Genomic DNA, 19,444 nt, shown 5'->3' on the forward strand with positions numbered 1-19,444 from the left:
AGGTCATTCCGCCTACCCGCAGGGGGCCTGTTGTGGTGCTCGGCCGTTCGGGGGGTGTAACCGGGGCGGCCTGGCGGGTGTTCCCGGCGGCTGCCGCGCCCCACGACCCGATGGTCGCGGTGGCATGCCAGGTATAACGACCCGGCCGGGCCGCCGATTCCGCCGCCGGGGTGGCCCCGACCACCCGACACCCCGCGTCAAACCGGACAACGCACCCAGCCGGCGAAACGGACACGGCGGTCACGGCGGGATGAGCGACTCGGGTTCACGGAAAACGCGGTGTCCGGAGGCCGGAGACCCCCCGACATCATGAAATTCGAGTGGATCATGCCGGTCTGGGTCGTTCGGGCGCCCCGCCCCGACCCGGCCCGGGTGGCAGAACGTCTCACGGGCCGGCCCACCCGGGGTCTGCTCAGGCGCGACGACGCGGCCGGGCCGCAGTGCGAAGACCGGACCAAGCTGGCCGGACCCGACACGCACCAGGCCCACCCACAATCGTGCTCGATCCAGGAAACAGGCCCCTCGCCGCGATGAGGAGGCCACTACAACGAGGATCGAGCACGATCATGCCGGGCGCGAACGGTCAGGTTGCGGCGAGTAGCTCCAGGACCGCGTCGCGGGCGGCCAGGACGGCTGCCTCGGATTGCGGGCCGGGGTTGAGGATGTCGAAGGAGTGCTGCCCGTCCGGCACCTCGATCACCCGCATCGGCCAACCCTGCGCGGTGGCCGCGGGGAGGAACGCGTCGATGCCGGCCAGGACCGGCGGGATGTCCTGGCCGGCGCGGGTCAGCACCAGTGGCACGCCGGTGCCGGAGCTGAGTGCCTCGACCGGCAGGAACCGGGCGTCGACCTCCCAGCCGGGGAACGGGATGAGCAGCGGGTACGTCAGTGCGATCCCGCGTAGCCATGGCGGCGGGACGCGGAGCCAGTCGGCTGCGAAGAGGCCGCCGCCGGAGAAGAACCACAGCACCACCCGCTCGCTGTCGACCCGCGGATCGGCGCGGACCTGCTCGACCATGGCGGCGATGTCGTCGGCTGCGGCGGGCAGCGCCGACAGGTCGGACACCTGGTAGCTGACCAGCGCGGTGACCACTCCGCTGGCGGCGAGCAGCGCGCCATAGCCGCGGTAGAGCAGCCAGTCGCGGGGGTCGGGCGCGTCGGGTGGCAGTGGAGCGCCGTGCACCACCACGACGGCGGGCGCGGGACCGGTCTGGGTGGGCAGGTGCAGGTCGACGTGGCCGTGTCGTTCGACCGGCGCAGCCGGGGTGGACAGGACGAAGGGCCGTTGTGCGACGGGCGTCGTCATGGCCTCATCGTATCGATCATCGACCTGCCCGGTTGCCCCAGACGATCTAGAAGGGACAGCGAGTCAGGCCGGATCGCCGGGCTTCGCGGCGTCGCCGGCCTGGGCGTGCCGCTCCAGCAGTCGCTGCCGGATCTCCTCCGGGGTGTACGCGCGCCGCCGCCGTTCGGCCCGCGCGATGACCACACCGGACGCCGCGACGCCGGCGAGCCCGGCCAGCCCGAGAACCTTCCACCACCGCATTCGTTGCCGCATCGGCCTAGGCTAGACCCTCATGAGCATCAGCCTGGATGAGGCCGTCGAGTTGACCCGCACCGGTGACGTGTGGGTGTTCCGGGGTCGCAGCGTGCCGGACCGGGCGATCCAGTTCACCACCAACAGCCCGGTGAACCACGTCGGGATGGCAGTGGTGCTGGACGACATGCCGCCGCTGATGTGGCACGCGGAGTTGGGCAGGTCGTTGCCGGACCTGTGGTCGGGCAGCCACCAACGCGGCGTCCAGCTGCACGACCTGCGGGACGCGGTCTGCGTCTGGGCCAACCGGTACGGCCAACGGGCCTGGCTGCGGCAGCTCGACCCGCCGGCCGACGCGGAGATGGAGCGGGCGGTGCTGCGGACGATCGCGCGGTTGGACGGCACGCCGTTCCCGTCGACCGCCCAGTTGGCGTGGCGCTGGGTGCGGGGTCGGGTGCCGGCGCTGCCGCGCCCCGGCCGGCTTTCCGCGCTGCCGCATTTCGATCGGCTGTCGGCGCTGTCGCGCCTCGGCCAGCCGACACCTCGACCGACCCCGACGGACCGCGCCAACCAGGCCGGCCGCGCCAACCAGGCCGGCCGCGCCAACCCGGGCGACCGCGCCAACCCGGGCGACCGCGCCAACCCCTCCGGCTCGGCCCGATCGGCAAGGGAGCGGGACCGGGCGCTGGAGACGGCGTACTGCGCCGAGGTGGTGGCGGTGACCTATGAGGCAATGGGGTTGCTGCCGGCGGGTCGGCGTCCGAACTGGTATGACCCGGGGCGGTTCTGGAGTGGTGACGACCTTGGTCTGGCCGCTGACGCCCGGTTGGGTTCCGAGATCGAGGTTCAGGTACCGCCGCGCTGAGGTTTGACCTGGGCGGTGACCGGCAATTGCTGTGACCGTGAACGCCTCCACGGATCTTGACACGTTGGCCGACTTCTTCGACCGGTACGGCGTGGCGTTGACCTCCGGCGACCTGCCGTCCATCGCCGGCTGCTATGCCCTGCCGGGGCTGGTGGTGGCCGACACCTACAGCTTCTCGTTCACGTCCGCCGCGGCGGTGGCGCTGTCCTTCGTGGGCGCCGCACCCGACTACCAGGACCGGGAGTTGGTCGCGGCCCACGCCCGGATCGAGGACGTGCAGCCGGTGTCCGCGTTGTTGACGATGGTGGCGGTGGAGTGGGAGTTCCTGGACAGTCGGGGGCAGGCGGTGCCGGGGGAGCGGTACCGGTACCTCCTGCGTATCTCGGATGACGGCCCACTGATCTGCACGGTCGTCCGGACGGGCTGACCGACGGGGGCCGGTCGGCCCGATCCGTACCCGCCCGGTTTCCGGTCCGTGCGGGTCTGGCTACGCTGTCGCGTCGGTGGGGACGAGGGGAGACCTGATGGCGGTGCGGCCGGAAGGTGCGGCAGATTCGCGGGCGGCGCGGGTGTTGGCGTCGGTGCCATGGATCGTGGTGCTGCTCGGTGTGTGCGCGCTGGTGGTGCTCCTGGTGATCGCGCTGTTGTCGTTCCGGACCAGGGAGCGCGACGCGCCGCCGCAGGCCGCGCCTCCGGCGTTCCTGCCGACCGTGCCGGCCGCCGCGTCGGCCACCGGTGGGCCGACTCCGGCCGCTGTGGAGCGGCGCTCGGTGTCGCCGCGACCGTCACGCAGTAGTCGGACGCCGTCACCGCGGGCCACCGTCACCGGCTCGCCGACTCCGGGGCGGACGAGCGTCCTGATGGCGCCGTCGGCGGACGACACGGTCAGCGCCCGGTACGAGGTCGGTACGAACGGCTGGGACGGGGACGCGGCGGTGCTGGCGATCGCCAACGAGTCGAGTCGGTCGGTGGACTGGCAGGTGGAGTTGGTGTTCGACGACGACACCTGGACTCTGCGAGTGAGTGAGGACTCGGGCGTCTCGGTGCGAGGGCGCGGACACGGGGAGTTCGTGTTGCGCGGGACCAGTTCGCTGGATGCGGGTGACTCTCGGACGCTGCGGTTGCGCGTCGGCTGGGGTGACTCGGCGCAACGACCGGTCAAGTGCACGATCAACGGGGTGGACTGCCGGATCGGCTGAGCCAGCGCCGCGCCGCCGCGCCGCGAGACCGCCGCACTGCCAAGGCTTTCCGGGCCGGGCCGCCGATCGTTACGCTGCGCGGACGGTCCGCTGAAGGAGGTACATGTCCGGCATGCGCCGTGTTCCGCGCCCGCCACACGGTCCGGTGGCGATCGCCACGTCGCCCTGGATCGTGGTCGGCGCCGGTGTCGTCGTGATGGTGGTCCTGCTCATCGTGGCCCTCGGCGCGTACCGGGGGCGTAGCCCCGCGCCGGACGGCGCGCAGCCGCCGGCGCTGCCGGTGCCATCAGCGGTGGTGGCGCCGAGCGTGCCCACCACGGCACCGTCTCCGGCGCCGGTGCTGCCGGGGATATCCGGCCGTGCGAGCGGGCTGCCGCCGAGCGCCGCCGGGTCCGGTTCACCATCGGCCGACCCGACGGTCGGTCCGATCGGGAAGCCGACGGCGTCGCGGTCGCCGAGCCGGGCCGCGCCGGGGCAGCCGGCGATGACCGGGCGGTACCGGGTGGTGCAGAGCTTCGACGGGGGTTTCATCGGCGAGGTGGCGATGGTCAACACGTCCGCCCGGAGCCGCGGTTGGACGGTGCGGTTGGAGTTCTCCGGTGGACGGCTGGTGACCGCCTGGGTGGAGGGCGTCCCACAGGGGACGGTCCGCCAGTCCGATGACGGCTTCACGTACGTCAGCGGGGTCGAGGTGTCGCCCGGCGGTTCGGTGTCGTTGCGGTTCCACATGGAGCGGGCGTCCAGCACGCCACGGGAGTGCACGGTCGACGGGGTCCGCTGCAACGGGCTCTGAGCGGCGCTTCCGCAAGGATGTTGCTTTGTTGCGACCATGTTTGCAAGGTATTGCAGAATGTTTCGGCAAGGGTTAGCGTGCGGCCAATCAGCGACCAGAGGAAGGCGTCGATGAAACCCCCGCCGATACCGCGCACTGCCCTGCTGGCCCTTGCTTCCCTGCTCACCGTCACGCTCGTCGGCGCTCCGGTCGCCGTGCACCCCGCCGCCGCAGGCCCCCGGCCGTCCGACGGCGCCCCACTCGCGATCGGCGGCGCGACCCAGTGGCGTGACGAACCCACCGCCGCGGCGCTGCTCAAGGCCGGCGGCAACTCCGCCCGAGCCGAGCAGTTCTACTTCGTCCTGCCGGACCGGTTCGCCAACGGAGACCCCCGCAACGACCGCGGCGGCCTCACCGGCGACCGCCTGCGGACCGGCCTCGACCCGACCGACAAGGGCTTCTACCACGGCGGCGACCTCAAGGGCGTCATCGACAAGTTGGACTACATCCAGGGGATGGGCACCACCGCCATCTGGCTCGCCCCGATCTTCAAGAACCGGCCGGTGCAGGGTGCCGGCAACGACATCTCGGCCGGCTACCACGGCTACTGGATCACCGACTTCACCCAGGTGGACCCGCACTTCGGCACGATGGAAGAGATGAAGCGGCTGGTCAAGCTCGCCCACCAGCGCGGCCTCAAGATCTACCTCGACGTGATCGTCAACCACACCGCCGACGTGATCAAGTACGCCGAGGACAAGTACGCGTACGTGGACAAGGCGACCTCGCCGTACACCGACGCGCAGGGCCGGGCGTTCGAGGACCGCAACCACGCCGACGGCTCCCGGGCGTTCCCGCCGGTCAACAAGGAGTCCTTCCCGTACACGCCGACGTTCGCCGAACCGAAGGACGCGAGCGTCAAGGTCCCCGCCTGGCTGAACGACGCCACCATGTACCACAACCGGGGTGACTCCACCTTCGCCGGCGAGAACAGCGAGTACGGCGACTTCTTCGGCCTCGACGACCTGTGGACCGAGCGCCCCGAGGTGGTCCGGGGCCTGACCGAGGCGTACGGGGACTGGATCGGCGCGACCGGCGTCGACGGCTTCCGACTGGACACCGTGAAGCACGTCAACATGGACTTCTGGCCGCAGTTCAGCCAGGGCATCGAGCGGGCCGCCGAGAAGGCCGGCAAGAAGGACTTCTTCATGTTCGGCGAGGTGTACAGCGCCGACCCGGAGATCAGCTCCAGCTACGTCCGCCAGGGTGGCCTGCCGGCCACCCTCGACTTCGCCTTCCAGGAGGCCGCGCGGGGCTTCACCGCCGGCGCCGGCTCCGCGAAGGCGCTCGCCGACGTGTACGCCCGCGACGACCTCTACGCGGCCCGGGACACCGACGCCGGCCGGTTGACCACCTTCCTCGGCAACCACGACATGGGCCGGATCGGTTCGTTCATCGCCGGTGGTGGCAGCGACCCGGCCAGCCACCTGCGTCGCGACCAGCTCGCGCACCAGTTGATGTTCCTGACCCGTGGTCAGCCGGTGGTCTACTCCGGCGACGAGCAGGGCTTCACCGGCCCGGGCGGGGACAAGGACGCCCGCCAGGACATGTTCGCGTCGAAGGTTCCCGACTATCTCGACGACGACCTGCTCGGCACCGACCGCACCCACGCCAGCGACCAGTTCGACACGACCCACCCGCTGTACCGGACCATCGCCGACCTGGGCCGGCTGCGCCAGGCCCACCCGGCGCTGCGCGACGGTGTGCAGGTCACCCGGTACGCGGCCGACGGGCCCGGCGTCTTCGCCGCCTCCCGGATCGCCCCGGCCGACCGCACCGAGTACGTGGTGGCCGTGAACAACGCCGACACCGCGCAGACTGTCACAGTGGACACCTGGTCGGCCGGCGCCACCTTCACCGGCATCTACGGCGGCTCGGGCGACGAACAGGCCGGCGACGACGGCGAGTTGACAGTGACCGTGCCGCCGCTGTCGGCGGCGGTGTACCGGGCCGGCAACCCCATCGCACCGGCGGCCGACAAGCCGACCATCACCATCACCAGCCCGGCTCCGGACGCGTCGGTCGCCACCCGGGCGGCGGTCACCGCCCGGGTGACCGGCGACCCGCTGGCCACCGTCACCGTCGCGGCCCGCGTGGCCGGCGGCCGGTGGACGCTGCTGGGCAGCGCCGACCACGCCCCGTACACGGTGCAGCACGACCTGACCGGCCTGGCCGGCGGCACCCCTGTCGAGTACAAGGCGGTGGTCCGCGACGGCCGGGGCCGTACCGCCACCGCCCGGTCCACCGCCGTGGTGGGGACCCCGGCGCAGGGCAGCTCGCGGGAGTGGGCGGTGGTGCACTACCAGCGTCCGGCCGGGGGGTACGACGACTGGGGGCTGTACGCCTGGGGGGACATCGACCCGGCGTACGTCACCGAGTGGCCGAAGGGGCAGCCGTTCGCCGGGGAGGACTCCTACGGCCGGTTCGCCTGGGTGAAACTCAAGCCGGGCGCGACGTCGGTGAACTTCCTGGTTGTCGACAAGGCTGGAACGAAGGACGTCGCCCAGGACCGCAACATCGACGTCACCCAGACCGGCGAGATCTGGCTCAAGCAGGGCGACCCGGCGATCTACCCGAGCAGGCAGGCGGCCACCGGTGAGCCGGACCCGTCGGTCGAGGAGGGCACCGCCGTGCTCCACTACCGGCGGGCCGACGGCAACTACGACGGCTGGGGCCTGCACCTGTGGGACGGCGCCGCCAACCCGACCGAGTGGTCCGCCCCGCTGCGGCCGACGTCCGTCGACGCGTTCGGGGCGGTGTTCCGGGTGCCGCTGGCGGCCGGTGCCACCGGCCTGAACTACATCATCCACCAGGGCGACACCAAGGACCTGCCCGACGACCAGCGGCTCGACTTCGCCAGCGCCGGCCGGGAGGTGTGGCTACTCGCCGCCACACCGGGCCGCCTGCTGCCGTCGACGGCCACCACCGCCAGCGGAGACACCGACATCAGCAAGCAGAAGGCGCACTGGATCGACCGGTCCACAGTGGCGTGGCAGACCCCGCCGACCGACGGCAAGACGTACGCGCTGGTCACCGCGCCCACCGGCGGGGTCAGCGTGGTCGACGGCGAGCTGACCGGCACGTACACCACCTTGCCGCTGCGGTCGCAGCGCAACGGGCTCACCGAGGCCCAACGCGACAGGTTCCCGCACCTGTGGGCGTACCGTAGCTTCGCCCTGGACCGGGCGGACCTGGCCAAGGTCCCGGCGGCGCTGCGGGGGCAGCTGCTGGTCACCGAGCGCGACGCCGAGGGCGCGCTGCTCGCCGCGACCGGCGTGCAGATCCCCGGCGTGCTCGACGACGTGTACTCCCGGGCGACCGACGCCACCCTCGGGCCCACGTTCGCGGGGCGGACGCCGAGCCTCGCGCTCTGGGCGCCGACCGCCCACAGCGTGCGCCTGCACCTGTTCGACTCGCCCACCGCCGCGCCGAAGACGGTGCGGATGCGCCGCGACGACCGCACCGGCGTCTGGTCGGTGCGCGGCGACCGCTCCTGGACCGGCAAGTTCTACCGGTACGAGGTGCGGGCGTGGCAGCCGGCGGCGCAGCGGATGGTCACCGCGTCGGTCACCGACCCGTACTCGGTGGCCCTCGCCGCGGACTCCACGCACAGCCAACTCGTCGACCTGAACGACCCGGCGCTGGCCCCTCCCGGGTGGCGCACGCTGCGCAAACCGGCGCCGGTGCCGCCCGCGAAGGCGCAGATCACCGAGCTGTCCGTGCGGGACTTCTCCATCGCCGACGACACCGTGCCGGCCGAGCGGCGGGGGACGTTCCTCGCGTTCACCGACCCGGGAACCGCCGGCATGACGCACCTGCGGGCGCTCGGCGAAGCCGGGGTCACCCACCTGCACCTGCTGCCGGCGTTCGACTTCGCGACGATCCCGGAGAAGCGGGCCGACCAGCGCCAGCCGACCTGCGACCTGGCGGCGCTGCCGCCGGACTCGGCCGAGCAGCAGAAGTGCGTGGCGGCGGTCGCCGAAACCGACGGCTACAACTGGGGGTACGACCCGCTGCACTACACAGTGCCGGAGGGCGGCTACGCCGTCGACCCGGTCGGGGCGGCGCGGACCACCGAGTTCCGGCGGATGGTCGCCGGGGTGAACGACGCCGGGCTGCGGGTGGTCATGGACGTGGTCTACAACCACACGTCGGCGGCCGGCACCGACGCGAAGTCGGTGCTCGACCAGATCGTGCCCGGCTACTACCACCGGCTGCTGGAGGACGGCACTCCTGCCAACTCCACCTGCTGCGCCAACACCGCTCCCGAGCACGCCATGATGGGCAAGCTGGTGGTCGACTCGCTGGTCACCTGGGCCCGGCAGTACAAGGTGGACGGCTTCCGCTTCGACCTGATGGGTCACCACCCGAAGGCGAACATCCTGGCCGTCCGGGCGGCACTGGACCGGCTCACCGTCGCCCGCGACGGCGTGGACGGCAAGGCGATCATGCTCTACGGCGAGGGCTGGAACTTCGGCGAGGTCGCCAACGACGCCCGTTTCGTCCAGGCCACCCAGGCCAACATGGCCGGCACCGGCATCGGCACCTTCAACGACCGGCTGCGCGACGCGGTGCGCGGCGGCGGGCCGTTCGACGAGAACCCGAGGGTGCAGGGTTTCGCCTCGGGGCTCTTCACCGACCCGAACGGCGACGCGGTCAACGGGTCACCGGCCGAGCAGAAGGCCCGGTTGCTGCACGCCCACGACCTGATCAAGGTGGGGCTCACCGGCAACCTGCGCGGCTACCGGTTCACCGACACCGCCGGGCGTGAGGTCACCGGGGCGCAGGTGGACTATAACGGCTCCCCGGCCGGCTACACCGCCGCGCCGGGGGAGGCCGTCACCTACGTCGACGCGCACGACAACGAGATTCTGTACGACGCGTTGGCGTACAAACTGCCGCAGGCCACCTCGGCGGCGGACCGCTCCCGGATGCAGGTGCTGGCGCTGGGCACTGTGGTGCTGGGACAGGGCACCGGGTTCGTCACCGCCGGCACCGAACGGCTGCGGTCGAAGTCGCTGGACCGCAACTCGTACAACTCCGGCGACTGGTTCAACCAGATCCGCTGGGACTGTGAACGGGGCAACGGGTTCGGTGCCGGTCTGCCGCCCGCGCCCGACAACGAGGACAAGTGGTCGTACGCGAAGCCGCTGCTGGCCGACCCCGCGCTGGTGCCGGACTGCGCGGCGATCAACACGACCAACGCCCGGTACGCCGAGTTGCTGCGCATCCGGGCATCGTCGCCGGTGTTCGGGCTGGCCACCGCCGAGCAGGTACAGCGGAGGGTGGCGTTCCCACTGTCGGGTGCGCAGGAGACGCCGGGTGTGCTGACCATGACCCTGGACGCCCGTGGGCTGGGCGGGCCGTGGACGTCGCTGACCGTCGTCTTCAACAACACCCCGTCGGCGGCCAACCAGACGGTGACCGGACTGCGTGGAGCGGACGTGGCACTGCACCCGGTGCTGGTCGACTCGGCCGACCCGGTGCTGCGTACCGCCTCGTTCGACAGGGCGGCCGGCACGTTCACCGTACCGGCGCGCAGCGTGGCGGTCTTCGTTCAGAAGTGATGTGAACCGGCCCCCTTCCGCGTCTCGCGGAAGGGGGCCGGTCCGTTGTGCCGGCGCTACGCCGTCGTCGTCACCCGAGGGTGCTGAGTCATCGTCACCCGAGGGCGATCGATCAGGCGAAGCAGTTGTCGATCGTGCCGCCCGGGATGGCCAGGCAGTTGGTCGGACGGTTCGCGGTGATGGCGGACTTCTCGTCCACGTTCACGTCTCCGAAGAAGCTGAAGACACCGCCCGGCTCGAAGGTGGAGAAGTTGTGGGCGACCTTCGTCTTCGACAGGTTGACCTCGCCGAAGATGTTGAAGATGCCGCCGCCGACCCCGATCGGGCCCACGGCCCGGTTGCCGACAACCTCGCTGTCGCGCAGCGTGGTGGTGCTGTCGACGTTGAAGAGCCCGCCGCCGAAGAAGCCGGCGGTGTTGTCCTTGATGCTGCTCTTCTCGAAGGTGGCCACGCTGTCGAAGGCGATGGCCACACCGCCACCGACACCGGCGGTGCTGTTCTTCTCGACAGTGACGTTGTGCAGGTTCAGCTGGCTGTCCGCCGCAGCGATACCGCCACCGGCGAGAACCGCGGTGTTCGAGACGAACTTGGTCTCGTACGCCGTGGTGTTGCCCTCGATGTCGAGGTAGCCACCGCCGAAGCCGAGCGTCTCGTTGTCGGTGATCTCGGCCTTCTTGAGCTCGACCGTTCCGCCGTTGACGTCCTCGGTGAAGATCTCCGCGGCACCGTTGGAGATACCGCCACCACCGATGACGGCGGTGTTGTCCTTGATCTTCGACTCCTCGATCTTGAGCAGCCCGGCGTTGAAGACGCCGCCGCCGAAGAAGAAGGCGGTGTTACGGGTGACGGTGCTGTGCCAGATCTTCGTGGTGCCGAAGTTGGCCACACCACCACCGTTGCCGCCCGACTGGTTCAGGACGACCTCGGACTCCAGGATCTCGGCGGTGCCACCCGGCTGCACCAGGATTCCGGCGCCGTCGTTCTCCTCCGGCTCCTCGACGAGCGGCGTGACGACGCCCGGCTTGGCCTTCGGGGTGACCTTCGGCGCGGCCTTCAGGCCCGCCTTCGGGTTGGCCTGCCGCGCGGTGAGCGCCTGGGCCAACGGGGTGCCCGCCTTCACCTGTGCGGCGATCGCCTCGGAGTCCGAGTAGGCGGCCCAGACCGCGGCCGGCTCGACGCCGTTCTCCAGTTCGAGGGTCTGGCCACCCTTGATGGTCAGGCCCTTGATGGTGAGGTGACCACCGGCGCCGACGTTGAGGATGCGGAAGTAGTCCGCCGTGGCTTCCCGAGAGATCGTGGTGTGCTCGCCCTTGAGCGTGATCCGCTCGGTGATGACCGGCAGGCCGTTGCCCTCGTAGTCGTTGCGGGTCAGGTTGTAGGTGCAGCCCTTGGCCAGCTCCAGCACACCGCCGTGCTTGTTGTTGGCGAACACGATCGCCTGAATCAGCTTGTCGGTGTCGCAGGGCACCTCCTTCCCGCGCTCGTGGTCCTTGTTCCGGTCCTTGTCCTTGTCCTTGTCCCGGTCCTTGTTCCGGTCCTCGTCCTTGTTCCAGTCGCGCGCCTCGTCACCCCGCTGGTCGCCGTCCTTGCTGACCTGCGCGGTGTTCCAGTTCAAGCCGACCGCTCCGGCGCTGCCCGCGACGCCAACCGCCGCGAGACTGATCACGCCCGTCAAACCGGCCACGCCACTGGCGAGCCAGAGCTTGCGGCGGCTCTTGGCCGTCGCCCGCCCGGAGGCTTCGTTGTTCGTTAGGTAGTTGGACATCGGAGCTCTCTGCCCTCTCCTCGTACCAGACAGGGTCGCCGCCGTCAGACGGGCGTCCCCTGCTACAAATCGGTTGTAGCTCCCAAAACCACCGTATGAGAAGGTTCCTCGCCTCGCGGGCTTATCCGAGAGAAGCCCACATTCGGTTCATGTTGCCCCCAGCGAGGCCCGGACCGGCACACCGTCGCCCAAGCCGGCCTGCACGCGCCTGACCTGCCCAAATGGGTACGCCCCTCCGAGCCGGTCACGGCTCGAAGGGGCGCGCCCTCTATGTGGTTCGGCCCCACCTGATCAGGCGAAGCAGTCCAAAACGTTGAAGCAGTTTGTCGGCCGGTTGGCAGTGACGGCAGACTCGTCGTCCAGCGTCACGGTGCCGCCGAGGCTGTTGAAGATGCCCCCCGGCTCAAGGGTGGAGAAGTTGTGGGCCACCTTCGTCCGGTGGAGCGTGACCTCGCCGCCCTCGGTGTTGAGGATGCCGCCGCCACGGCCGAACGGACCGACGGCCCGGTTGCCCGACACCTCGCTGTCGCGCAGCGTGGTGACGCTCTCCTCGTTGAAGAGGCCGGCGCCCGAGAAGCCCGCTGTGTTGTCGTTGATCCTGCTGTTCTCGATCGTCGCAACGCTGTCGTTGGTCACGGCCAGACCGCCACCCGAGCGACCGGCGCTGTTCTTGACCACCGTGGCGTCCTTGAGGGTGAGCTGGCTGTCGACCACCGCGACGCCACCACCGTCGAGCAGCGCGGTGTTGTCACTGACCGTCGTCTGGTGCAACGTCGTGGTGCCCTCGACATCCAGGACGCCGCCGCCGAAGCCGAGCGTCTCGTTGTCGGTGACCTCGCTCTTGTGGACCCAGACCGAGCCGCCCTCGACGTCCTCGGTGAAGATGTCGGCAGCGCCGTTGGAGATGCCACCGCCGCCGATGATGCCGGTGTTGTCCTTGATCTTCGACTCGTCGACCTGGAGTACGCCGGCATTGAAGATGCCGCCGCCGAAGAAGAAGGCGGTGTTGTGCGCAACCGTTGTCTTGCTGAGCCTGGTGCTGCCGAAGTTGGCCAACCCGCCGCCGTTGCCGCCGGACTGGTTGTAGAGCAACTCGCTGTCCAGGATCTCCGCGCGACCACCGGGCTGCACCAGCACCCCGGCGCCGTCGGTGAACCCAGGCTGCTCGACCAGCGGCACCACCGCCGTACCGGCACCCACCGGCTTCGCCGCTGCGGCCACCGGCTTGGCCGTGGCGGCCTTGGTGGCAGCCGGGGCGGCCTTTGTCGCTGCCGCTGCGGGCTTGGCTGGCGCCGCTTTCGTGACCTGCTTGGCGGCCTTGGCGGGCGCTGCCTTGGCGGCGGCCTTCGCGGTGGCCTTGGCGGGCGCTGCCTTGGCGGGCGCTGCCTTGGCGGTGGCCTTCGTGGCCGGCTTGGCGGCGGCTGCTGCCGGCTTCGCTGCCGCTGCCGCTGCTGCCGCTGGCTTGGCGCCGGTCGCGGTCGCCGGCTTCGCGGCGGGCGCCGCCGCGGCCGGTGGCTCGGCCACGGTCGAGCGGACCTGGACCGAGTACGGCGCCCAGACCGTCGCCGGGTCGGCGGTTATCGGGGACTGAAGGGTCTGGCCACCCCTGATGCTCAGGCCCTTGAGAGTGAGGTGCCCGCCAGCGCCGACGTTGAGGATGCGGAAGTAGTCGGCCGTGGCCTCGCGACCGATGGTGGTGTGCTCACCCTTGAGGGTGATGTGCTCAGTGATCACCGGGAGGCCGTTGCCGTCCTGGTTGCGAGTCAGGGTGTAGGTGCAGCCCCGGGCCAGCTCCAACACGCCGCCGTCCTCGTTGTTGGCGAACGTGATCGCCTGGATCAGCTTGTCGGAGTCGCACGGGACCTGCTTGGCGCGGTCCTTCTCGTCGTGCTTGCCGTCCTCGCCGTCCTTGCCGTCCTTTCCGTCCTTTCCGTCCTTACGGTCCTTGCCATCTTTGCCATCCTCGCCGGACCGGTCGTCGAAGCCGCTCCAGTCGTCGCCGCTCCACTCGTCGTCCTGACCGCCGTCGTCCTTGGCGCCGCCCTTGTCCGCGCCGCCGTCGTCGCTGACGTTCTGCCGGTTGGTCGACGGCTGCGCGTCGGACACCTGGTCGGACTTCGGCTTGTCGTTCCGAGCGGCGACGCCGCCGAGGGCCGCCAGGCCGACCACGCCGGTCAGCCCGGCCACGCCGGCGACCCAGAGCGCCCGCCTTCGCCGTGTTGGCGGAGCTGTCGAGGCCCCGCCGTCGGTACTCGTTACGTCGTTGGACATCAGAGCCTTCCGCCCTTTCCTGCTACCAGACGGGATCGCATCGCCCGAGGCGCCACGACCAGCTACAAATGGGTTGTAGCCTCTGATCCTCACCGTATGAGAACCATCTTCGCGATGCGGACTTATCCGAGATAACCACGCATTTAGCGCAGGTCAGGTGAGGGCGGCCAACCGGTCCGGGCCGGCGGAAAGGACCCGAGCAGCAGCAACACCGACGGACGACGCCACTGGCCCTTGGGCGATGATCCACTCGGCTTTCTTGAAAACGCGGTATCCGGGCGGCCGGGATAGCGCGACTTCAAGGAAGTCGAGTGGATCACGACCGAGCCCCTGGCCCACCAGCCCTCAAAAAGGGCCAGATGGACCAGGGGCGGGCGGGTCAGCGGGCGGGCGGGCCAGGGGCGGAGCTTGATCTGCCAGCCTCGGCAGACAGCCGGGCTCAGCTGGGCAGGCGGGGGCCGGCTTCGCGCTGCTCGGCCAGCCAGGTCTCCACCTCGTCGGAGGTGCGGGGCAGCCCGGCCGACAGGTTGACCGCGCCGGTCGCGGTGACCAGCACGTCGTCCTCGATCCGAATGCCCATACCGCGCAGCTCGGCGGGGACCAGCTCGTCCTCCGGCTGGAAGTACAGACCGGGCTCGACGGTGAGCACGTAGCCTTCGCCCAGCGCGCCGTCGCGGTACGTCTCCTTGCGGGCGTTGGAGCAGTCGTGCACGTCGATGCCGAGCATGTGGCCGAAGCCGTGCAGCGTCCACCGCCGGTAGACGGTCGACTTCTCGTCCATCGCCTCGTCCACGCTCACCGGCAGCAGACCCAGCTCGGACAGGCCCTCGGCGAGCACCCGCATGCAGGTCAGGTGGACGTCCTTGAACTTCACCCCGGGGCGGATGGCCTCGATGCCGGCCTGCTGCGAGGCGTACACGATGTCGTAGACCTGGCGCTGTAGCGCGGTGAACCGGCCACTCACCGGCAGGACCCGGGTGACGTCGGCGGTGTAGAGGTTGCGGCCCTCGACACCCATGTCCATCAGCAGCAGGTCACCCGGTCGGGTGGCGCCGTGGTTGTGCACCCAGTGCAGGATCGTGGCGTGCTCGCCGGCACCGACGATCGAGCTGTACCCGACGTCGTTGCCGTCGTGGCGGGCCCGCAGCGCGAAGACGCCCTCCAGCAACCGCTCGGAGACCGCCCGGTCGGCCGGCAGGATCCGGGCGACATCCTCGAAGCCGCGGACGGTGGCGTCGATCGCGTCCTGGAGTTGGCCGATCTCCCACTCGTCCTTGACCAGCTTCATCTCCGAGATGGCGATGGCCAACTCGCGGTCCCGGGCCGGCTGGCCCTCGGCGCGGGGCCCGTCGTAGGGGCGGACGGCCGCGTCCACCTGGGCGTCGAAACCGCGCAGCACCCGGGTACGCCCCGGAGCCAGGTCGGCGAGCGTCGCCTCCAGGCCGGTCAGGTCGGCGGTGGGCAGGCCCAACTCGGTCGACTTCTCGCCGAGGGTGTGCCGTCGACCCACCCACAGCTCGCCGTTGCGGCTGCGGAAGAACTCGTCGGTCTCCCGGGAGGACCGGGGCCGCATGTACAGCGTCGCGTCGTGCCCCGAGCCGTTGGGGCGCAGCACGAGCACGCTGTCGGCGTCGTGGTCGCCGGTCAGGTAGGCGAAGTCGCTGCCCGGCCGGAACGGGTGGTCGGTGTCGTTGGCCCGGACCTTCTCGGTGCCGGTGGGGATCACCAGCGTCTCGCCGGGGAAGGCCGCCGAGAGGGCGGCCCGCCGCTTGGCGTAGTTGGGCGTCTCCGGGCGGGGCGTCACGGGGAGCGCTGTCTCGCTCCAGCCCTGCCGCATGAAGGACAGGAACGCCTCCGGGAAGTCCGGATCGTGCGATTCCGTACCGTCCGTCGGCGTACCGTCGGTCTGTCCCTCGGTCATTGCGCCGCTCCCTCCGCTTCGTTGCTGGTCCCGACGGTACCGCGCGTCCGGTTGGCGGTAGCGCCCCCTGTGAGTCGGGTGGATCGACGGACGGCTGCAAGGGCCGACAGCGCGCGTGGAAAGATGGCCACCATGTGCGGACTTCTGGCCTTCTTCAGCGCGAACGGCAACGCCGCCGCCCATCGCGACCACATCGCCGGAGCGTTGGAATGCCTGCACCACCGCGGCCCCGACGAGACCGGGGTCGAGGTGGTCGGCGACGCCTCCGGCCGGTACGCGGACGGCGTGTTCGCCCACAAGCGGCTGGCCATCATCGACGTCGCGTCGAGCCACGAGCCACTGCCCTACGCGAACGGCCGTTACCTGCTGACCTTCAACGGCGAGATCTACAACTACATCGAGCTGCGCGAGGAGTTGATCAGGAACTTCGGTGCCCAGTTCGCCACCGCCGGTGACGGCGAGGTGATCGTCGCGGGCTACCACTTCTGGGGTGAGCAGGTACTCACCCGGCTGCGGGGCATGTTCGCCTTCGTCATCTGGGACCGGCAGGAGCGCCGGGCGTTCGGTGCCCGCGACTACTTCGGCATCAAGCCGATGCACTACCTGGAGACCGCCGACGGCCTCTACCTCGCCTCGGAGAAAAAGGCGCTGCTGCCGTTCGCGCACAGCAACTACCAGGGTGACGCGGGCGTCGACACGGCCAACCTGAGCCACTACCTGACCCTGCAGTACGTCCCCGAGCCCGGCACCCTGCACAAGGGCATCAGCCGGATCGGCTCCGGGGAGTACCTGAACTGGACCCCGGGCGGCCGGATCGACGTACGCCGGTGGTACCGGCCGGTGTTCCGGCCGGCGCCGGTCGACGACGAGCAGAAGCTCTACCACGAGATCCGGGAGACGCTGCGGGAGAGCGTGCGCATGCACATGCGCTCTGACGTGCCGGTCGGCTCGTTCCTGTCCAGTGGCATCGACTCCACAGCGGTGGTGGCGCTGGCGCGGGAGTTCAACCCGAACATCCTGACCTTCACCGTCGGCTACGACGTGCCGGGTTACTCGGAGATCGACGTCGCCCAGGATTCGGCCCGGCACCTCGACGTCACCACGATCCCCACCAAGATCGGTCCGCAGGACATGATCGACGCGCTGCCGAAGATCGTCTGGCACCTGGACGACCCGGTGGCCGACCCGGCGCTGGTGCCGCTCTACTTCGTGGCCAAGAAGGCCGCCGAGCACGTCACTGTGGTGCTCTCCGGTGAGGGCGCGGACGAGTTCTTCGGCGGTTACACGATCTACCGGGAGCCGCTGTCGCTGGGCACCGTCAACGGCCTGCCCGGCGGGGTGCAGAAGGGGCTGCGGGCGGTCTCCAAGGCGATTCCGCAGGGGGTCAAGGGCAAGAGCTTCCTGGAGCGCGGCACCACCCCGATCGAGGAGCGTTACTACGGCAACGCCCGGATGTTCACCGAGGAGGAGAAGCAGCACCTGATGCGCCGCTACGACCCCTCGGTGCGCTACACGGACGTGACCGCCCCGATCTACGCCGAGTGCACGGAGCTCGACGACGTCACCAAGATGCAGTACGTCGACCTCTACACCTGGCTGCGCGGCGACATCCTGGTCAAGGCCGACCGGATCTCGATGTCGCACTCGCTGGAGGTGCGGGTGCCGTTCCTCGACCGTGAGGTCTTCGACGTCGCGGCGAAGATCCCGGTCGATCTGAAGCTGCCGCCGCGCTCCGACGCCACGAAGTACGCGATGCGTCAGGCGTTGCAGGGTGTCGTGCCGCCGGCCATCGTCAACCGCAAGAAGCTGGGCTTCCCGACCCCCACCCGGGTCTGGCTGCGTGGCGAGATGTACGAGTGGGCCCGGCACGTGCTCAGCACCTCGGGTGCGGGTGACCTGCTCGACCTGTCGTACGCGCTGCGCCTGCTCGACGAGCACAAGCGGGAGGAGGCCGACCACTCCCGCAAGGTGTGGACGGTGCTGATCTTCTGCATCTGGCACGCGATCTTCGTGGCCAAGACCCTCGACCCGGGCATCCAGCGCAACCAGTCCGCCCTGCTCACGAAGCCGGTCGTCGGCTCCATGGTCCGCTGACCCCTGCCCCACCCTGTTGATCAAGAGGTTTGCGTCATCCGGAGCGTTTCCGGTGACGCAAACCTCTTGATCATTTCACTGGGTGGTGGTGGTTAGCGGCGGGCGCAGGTGACAGTGGGGAGTCCGTTGGTTCCTGTGGAGCTGGCCAGGAAGCCGAACGTTGTGGTGCCTTCCGGTGCGACTGTGCCGTTGTAGGCGACGTTCGTCGCCGTCACCGTAGAGCCGGACGATGTCTGGGTGGCACCCCAGATCTGACTGATCGACTGCCCGTTGGGCCAGGTCCAGCTCGCCGTCCAACCGGAGAACGGCGTACTGCCGTGGTTCATGATCGTGACCTCGCCCTGGAAGCCGCCCTGCCAGGTGCTGCTCACCTTGTAGACGGCCATGCAGTCACCGCCCGGCGGCGGGGTGGTGGGCGGCGGGTCGGTCGGCGGCGGCGTGGTGGGCGGCGGGTCGGTGGGCGGCGGGGTGGTCGGCGGCGGGGTGGTCGGCGTGCCACCCGGGCCCACGCCGGTGACCTGGCCGTTGCCGCCGTCGAAGGTCACGTCGGAGCATCCGAAGAAGTTCTCCTGCGAGTCCGAGCGGACCCAGCGGGAGTAGATGATGTGCCGGCCACTCTTACCCGACGGCAGGTTGCCGCTGAAGTAGTAGTGCCCGTCGTTGCTGCCGACCGAGCCGCGCTGCGGCGGGTTGGTCACCGTCAGGAACGGCTCCTCCAGGTCACTCCAGGCCAGGGCCCGGGTCGGGCTCCAGCTGTTCTTCGTCACGTAGAAGTAGAACGTGCCCGGGTGGTGCGCCCAGTTGCTGTACTTGAAGTCCAACCGCGCCCCGGCGGTCAGGTGGGTCAGCGGCCAGTCGGTGCGGGGCAGGTCGTAGCCGCGGAAACCGGTGTTGCCGCCGCTGCACAGCTGCCCGTCCGGGATGAAGCCGGTGGTCCGGCCGCCAGCGTCGGAGCGCAGCACGCTGAACCAGTTGTACAGCGAGTTCGCCCCGCTCTGCGCCACGGCGGCAGAGCACGCGGGGTTGTTCGGCCTGATCTCACCGGTCTGGCTGCGGCCGTCCTGCCAGCACAGGTAGGTGCGGCTGCCCGGCGTCATCGCCGCGCCGTGCGCGGCGGCCGGCTGAGGATTGGACGCCAGGGCGACAGCGCCCAGCGCGACGGTCACGGCCGCGGTGAGTAACGCGGCCGTACGGGAACGATTCACGGGTTCTCCTGACTCGCGAGGCGCGCTGCCTGAGCCGCCCCGCTGCCATCGGGTGGAATGTGGCCTGATCGCCCCGCTGTGGTGAGCGGTGCGACGATCACGGCGACGTGCCCCAGCGGAAACAGCCGGTGGACGTGCGCCGTCGACGGTCCTGTCCTGGACCGGTGCCCTCGCGTCTAACCAACCCG

General features: G+C 70.2%; 12 protein-coding genes. 6 read left to right on the forward strand and 6 right to left on the reverse strand.

Going from position 1 to position 19,444, the window contains the following annotated elements:
• Window positions 1–583 precede the first annotated feature (583 nt).
• Both ACIA47_RS26950 and ACIA47_RS26955 read right to left on the reverse strand, forming a co-directional pair.
• The gene (locus ACIA47_RS26950) at window positions 584–1,306 is read right to left on the reverse strand and encodes an alpha/beta hydrolase (RefSeq protein ID WP_396711229.1); all 723 of its coding nucleotides are present in this window, start codon (window positions 1,304–1,306) and stop codon (window positions 584–586) included.
• Window positions 1,307–1,369: 63 nt separating this feature from the next.
• Window positions 1,370–1,558, reverse strand: coding sequence for a hypothetical protein (locus ACIA47_RS26955; RefSeq protein ID WP_112582944.1), 189 nt, complete (start codon window positions 1,556–1,558; stop codon window positions 1,370–1,372).
• A gap of 19 nt (window positions 1,559–1,577) precedes the next feature.
• On the opposite strand from ACIA47_RS26955, the gene ACIA47_RS26960 reads away from it, so the two are divergent.
• The 5 genes from ACIA47_RS26960 (at window position 1,578) to pulA (ending at window position 10,000) form a co-directional block, all read left to right on the forward strand.
• Window positions 1,578–2,402: a hypothetical protein gene (locus ACIA47_RS26960; protein ID WP_396711230.1), complete on the forward strand. Its 825-nt coding sequence runs from the start codon at window positions 1,578–1,580 to the stop codon at window positions 2,400–2,402.
• Between the two features lie 37 nt (window positions 2,403–2,439).
• Window positions 2,440–2,829 carry a hypothetical protein gene (locus ACIA47_RS26965; protein ID WP_396711231.1) on the forward strand — a complete coding sequence of 130 codons (390 nt, stop codon included), beginning with the start codon at window positions 2,440–2,442 and terminating at the stop codon, window positions 2,827–2,829.
• Window positions 2,830–2,926: 97 nt separating this feature from the next.
• Window positions 2,927–3,601 (forward strand): hypothetical protein, encoded by a 675-nt coding sequence (locus ACIA47_RS26970; RefSeq protein WP_203123593.1) that lies wholly within the window; start codon window positions 2,927–2,929, stop codon window positions 3,599–3,601.
• Window positions 3,602–3,704: 103 nt separating this feature from the next.
• The gene (locus ACIA47_RS26975) at window positions 3,705–4,394 is read left to right on the forward strand and encodes a cellulose binding domain-containing protein (protein ID WP_238411549.1); all 690 of its coding nucleotides are present in this window, start codon (window positions 3,705–3,707) and stop codon (window positions 4,392–4,394) included.
• Between the two features lie 110 nt (window positions 4,395–4,504).
• The gene (pulA, locus tag ACIA47_RS26980; protein ID WP_396711232.1) at window positions 4,505–10,000 is read left to right on the forward strand and encodes a pullulanase-type alpha-1,6-glucosidase; all 5,496 of its coding nucleotides are present in this window, start codon (window positions 4,505–4,507) and stop codon (window positions 9,998–10,000) included.
• 112 nt (window positions 10,001–10,112) lie between these two features.
• On the opposite strand, the gene ACIA47_RS26985 is transcribed toward pulA, so the two are convergent.
• From ACIA47_RS26985 to ACIA47_RS26995, 3 genes are all read right to left on the reverse strand, one after another.
• Window positions 10,113–11,765 carry a hypothetical protein gene (locus ACIA47_RS26985; protein ID WP_203123588.1) on the reverse strand — a complete coding sequence of 551 codons (1,653 nt, stop codon included), beginning with the start codon at window positions 11,763–11,765 and terminating at the stop codon, window positions 10,113–10,115.
• Between the two features lie 291 nt (window positions 11,766–12,056).
• Entirely contained in the window at window positions 12,057–13,952 is a 1,896-nt protein-coding gene (locus ACIA47_RS26990) for a hypothetical protein (RefSeq protein WP_396711233.1), read from the reverse strand.
• A 523-nt stretch (window positions 13,953–14,475) separates the two neighbouring features.
• Window positions 14,476–15,957 (reverse strand): aminopeptidase P family protein, encoded by a 1,482-nt coding sequence (locus ACIA47_RS26995; RefSeq protein WP_396711234.1) that lies wholly within the window; start codon window positions 15,955–15,957, stop codon window positions 14,476–14,478.
• A gap of 132 nt (window positions 15,958–16,089) precedes the next feature.
• Here ACIA47_RS26995 and asnB point away from each other — a divergent pair, with 132 nt between their 5' ends.
• Complete coding sequence (gene asnB / locus ACIA47_RS27000) at window positions 16,090–18,051, forward strand: asparagine synthase (glutamine-hydrolyzing) (RefSeq protein WP_091405235.1); 1,962 nt, start codon at window positions 16,090–16,092, stop codon at window positions 18,049–18,051.
• Between the two features lie 92 nt (window positions 18,052–18,143).
• Here asnB and ACIA47_RS27005 read toward each other — a convergent pair whose 3' ends face one another.
• Window positions 18,144–19,256: a lytic polysaccharide monooxygenase gene (locus ACIA47_RS27005; RefSeq protein ID WP_396711235.1), complete on the reverse strand. Its 1,113-nt coding sequence runs from the start codon at window positions 19,254–19,256 to the stop codon at window positions 18,144–18,146.
• Window positions 19,257–19,444: the final 188 nt, after the last annotated feature.

It is taken from the genome of Micromonospora sp. NPDC051227 (assembly GCF_044455385.1).
In the GTDB taxonomy this organism is placed as follows: Bacteria; Actinomycetota; Actinomycetes; order Mycobacteriales; family Micromonosporaceae; genus Micromonospora.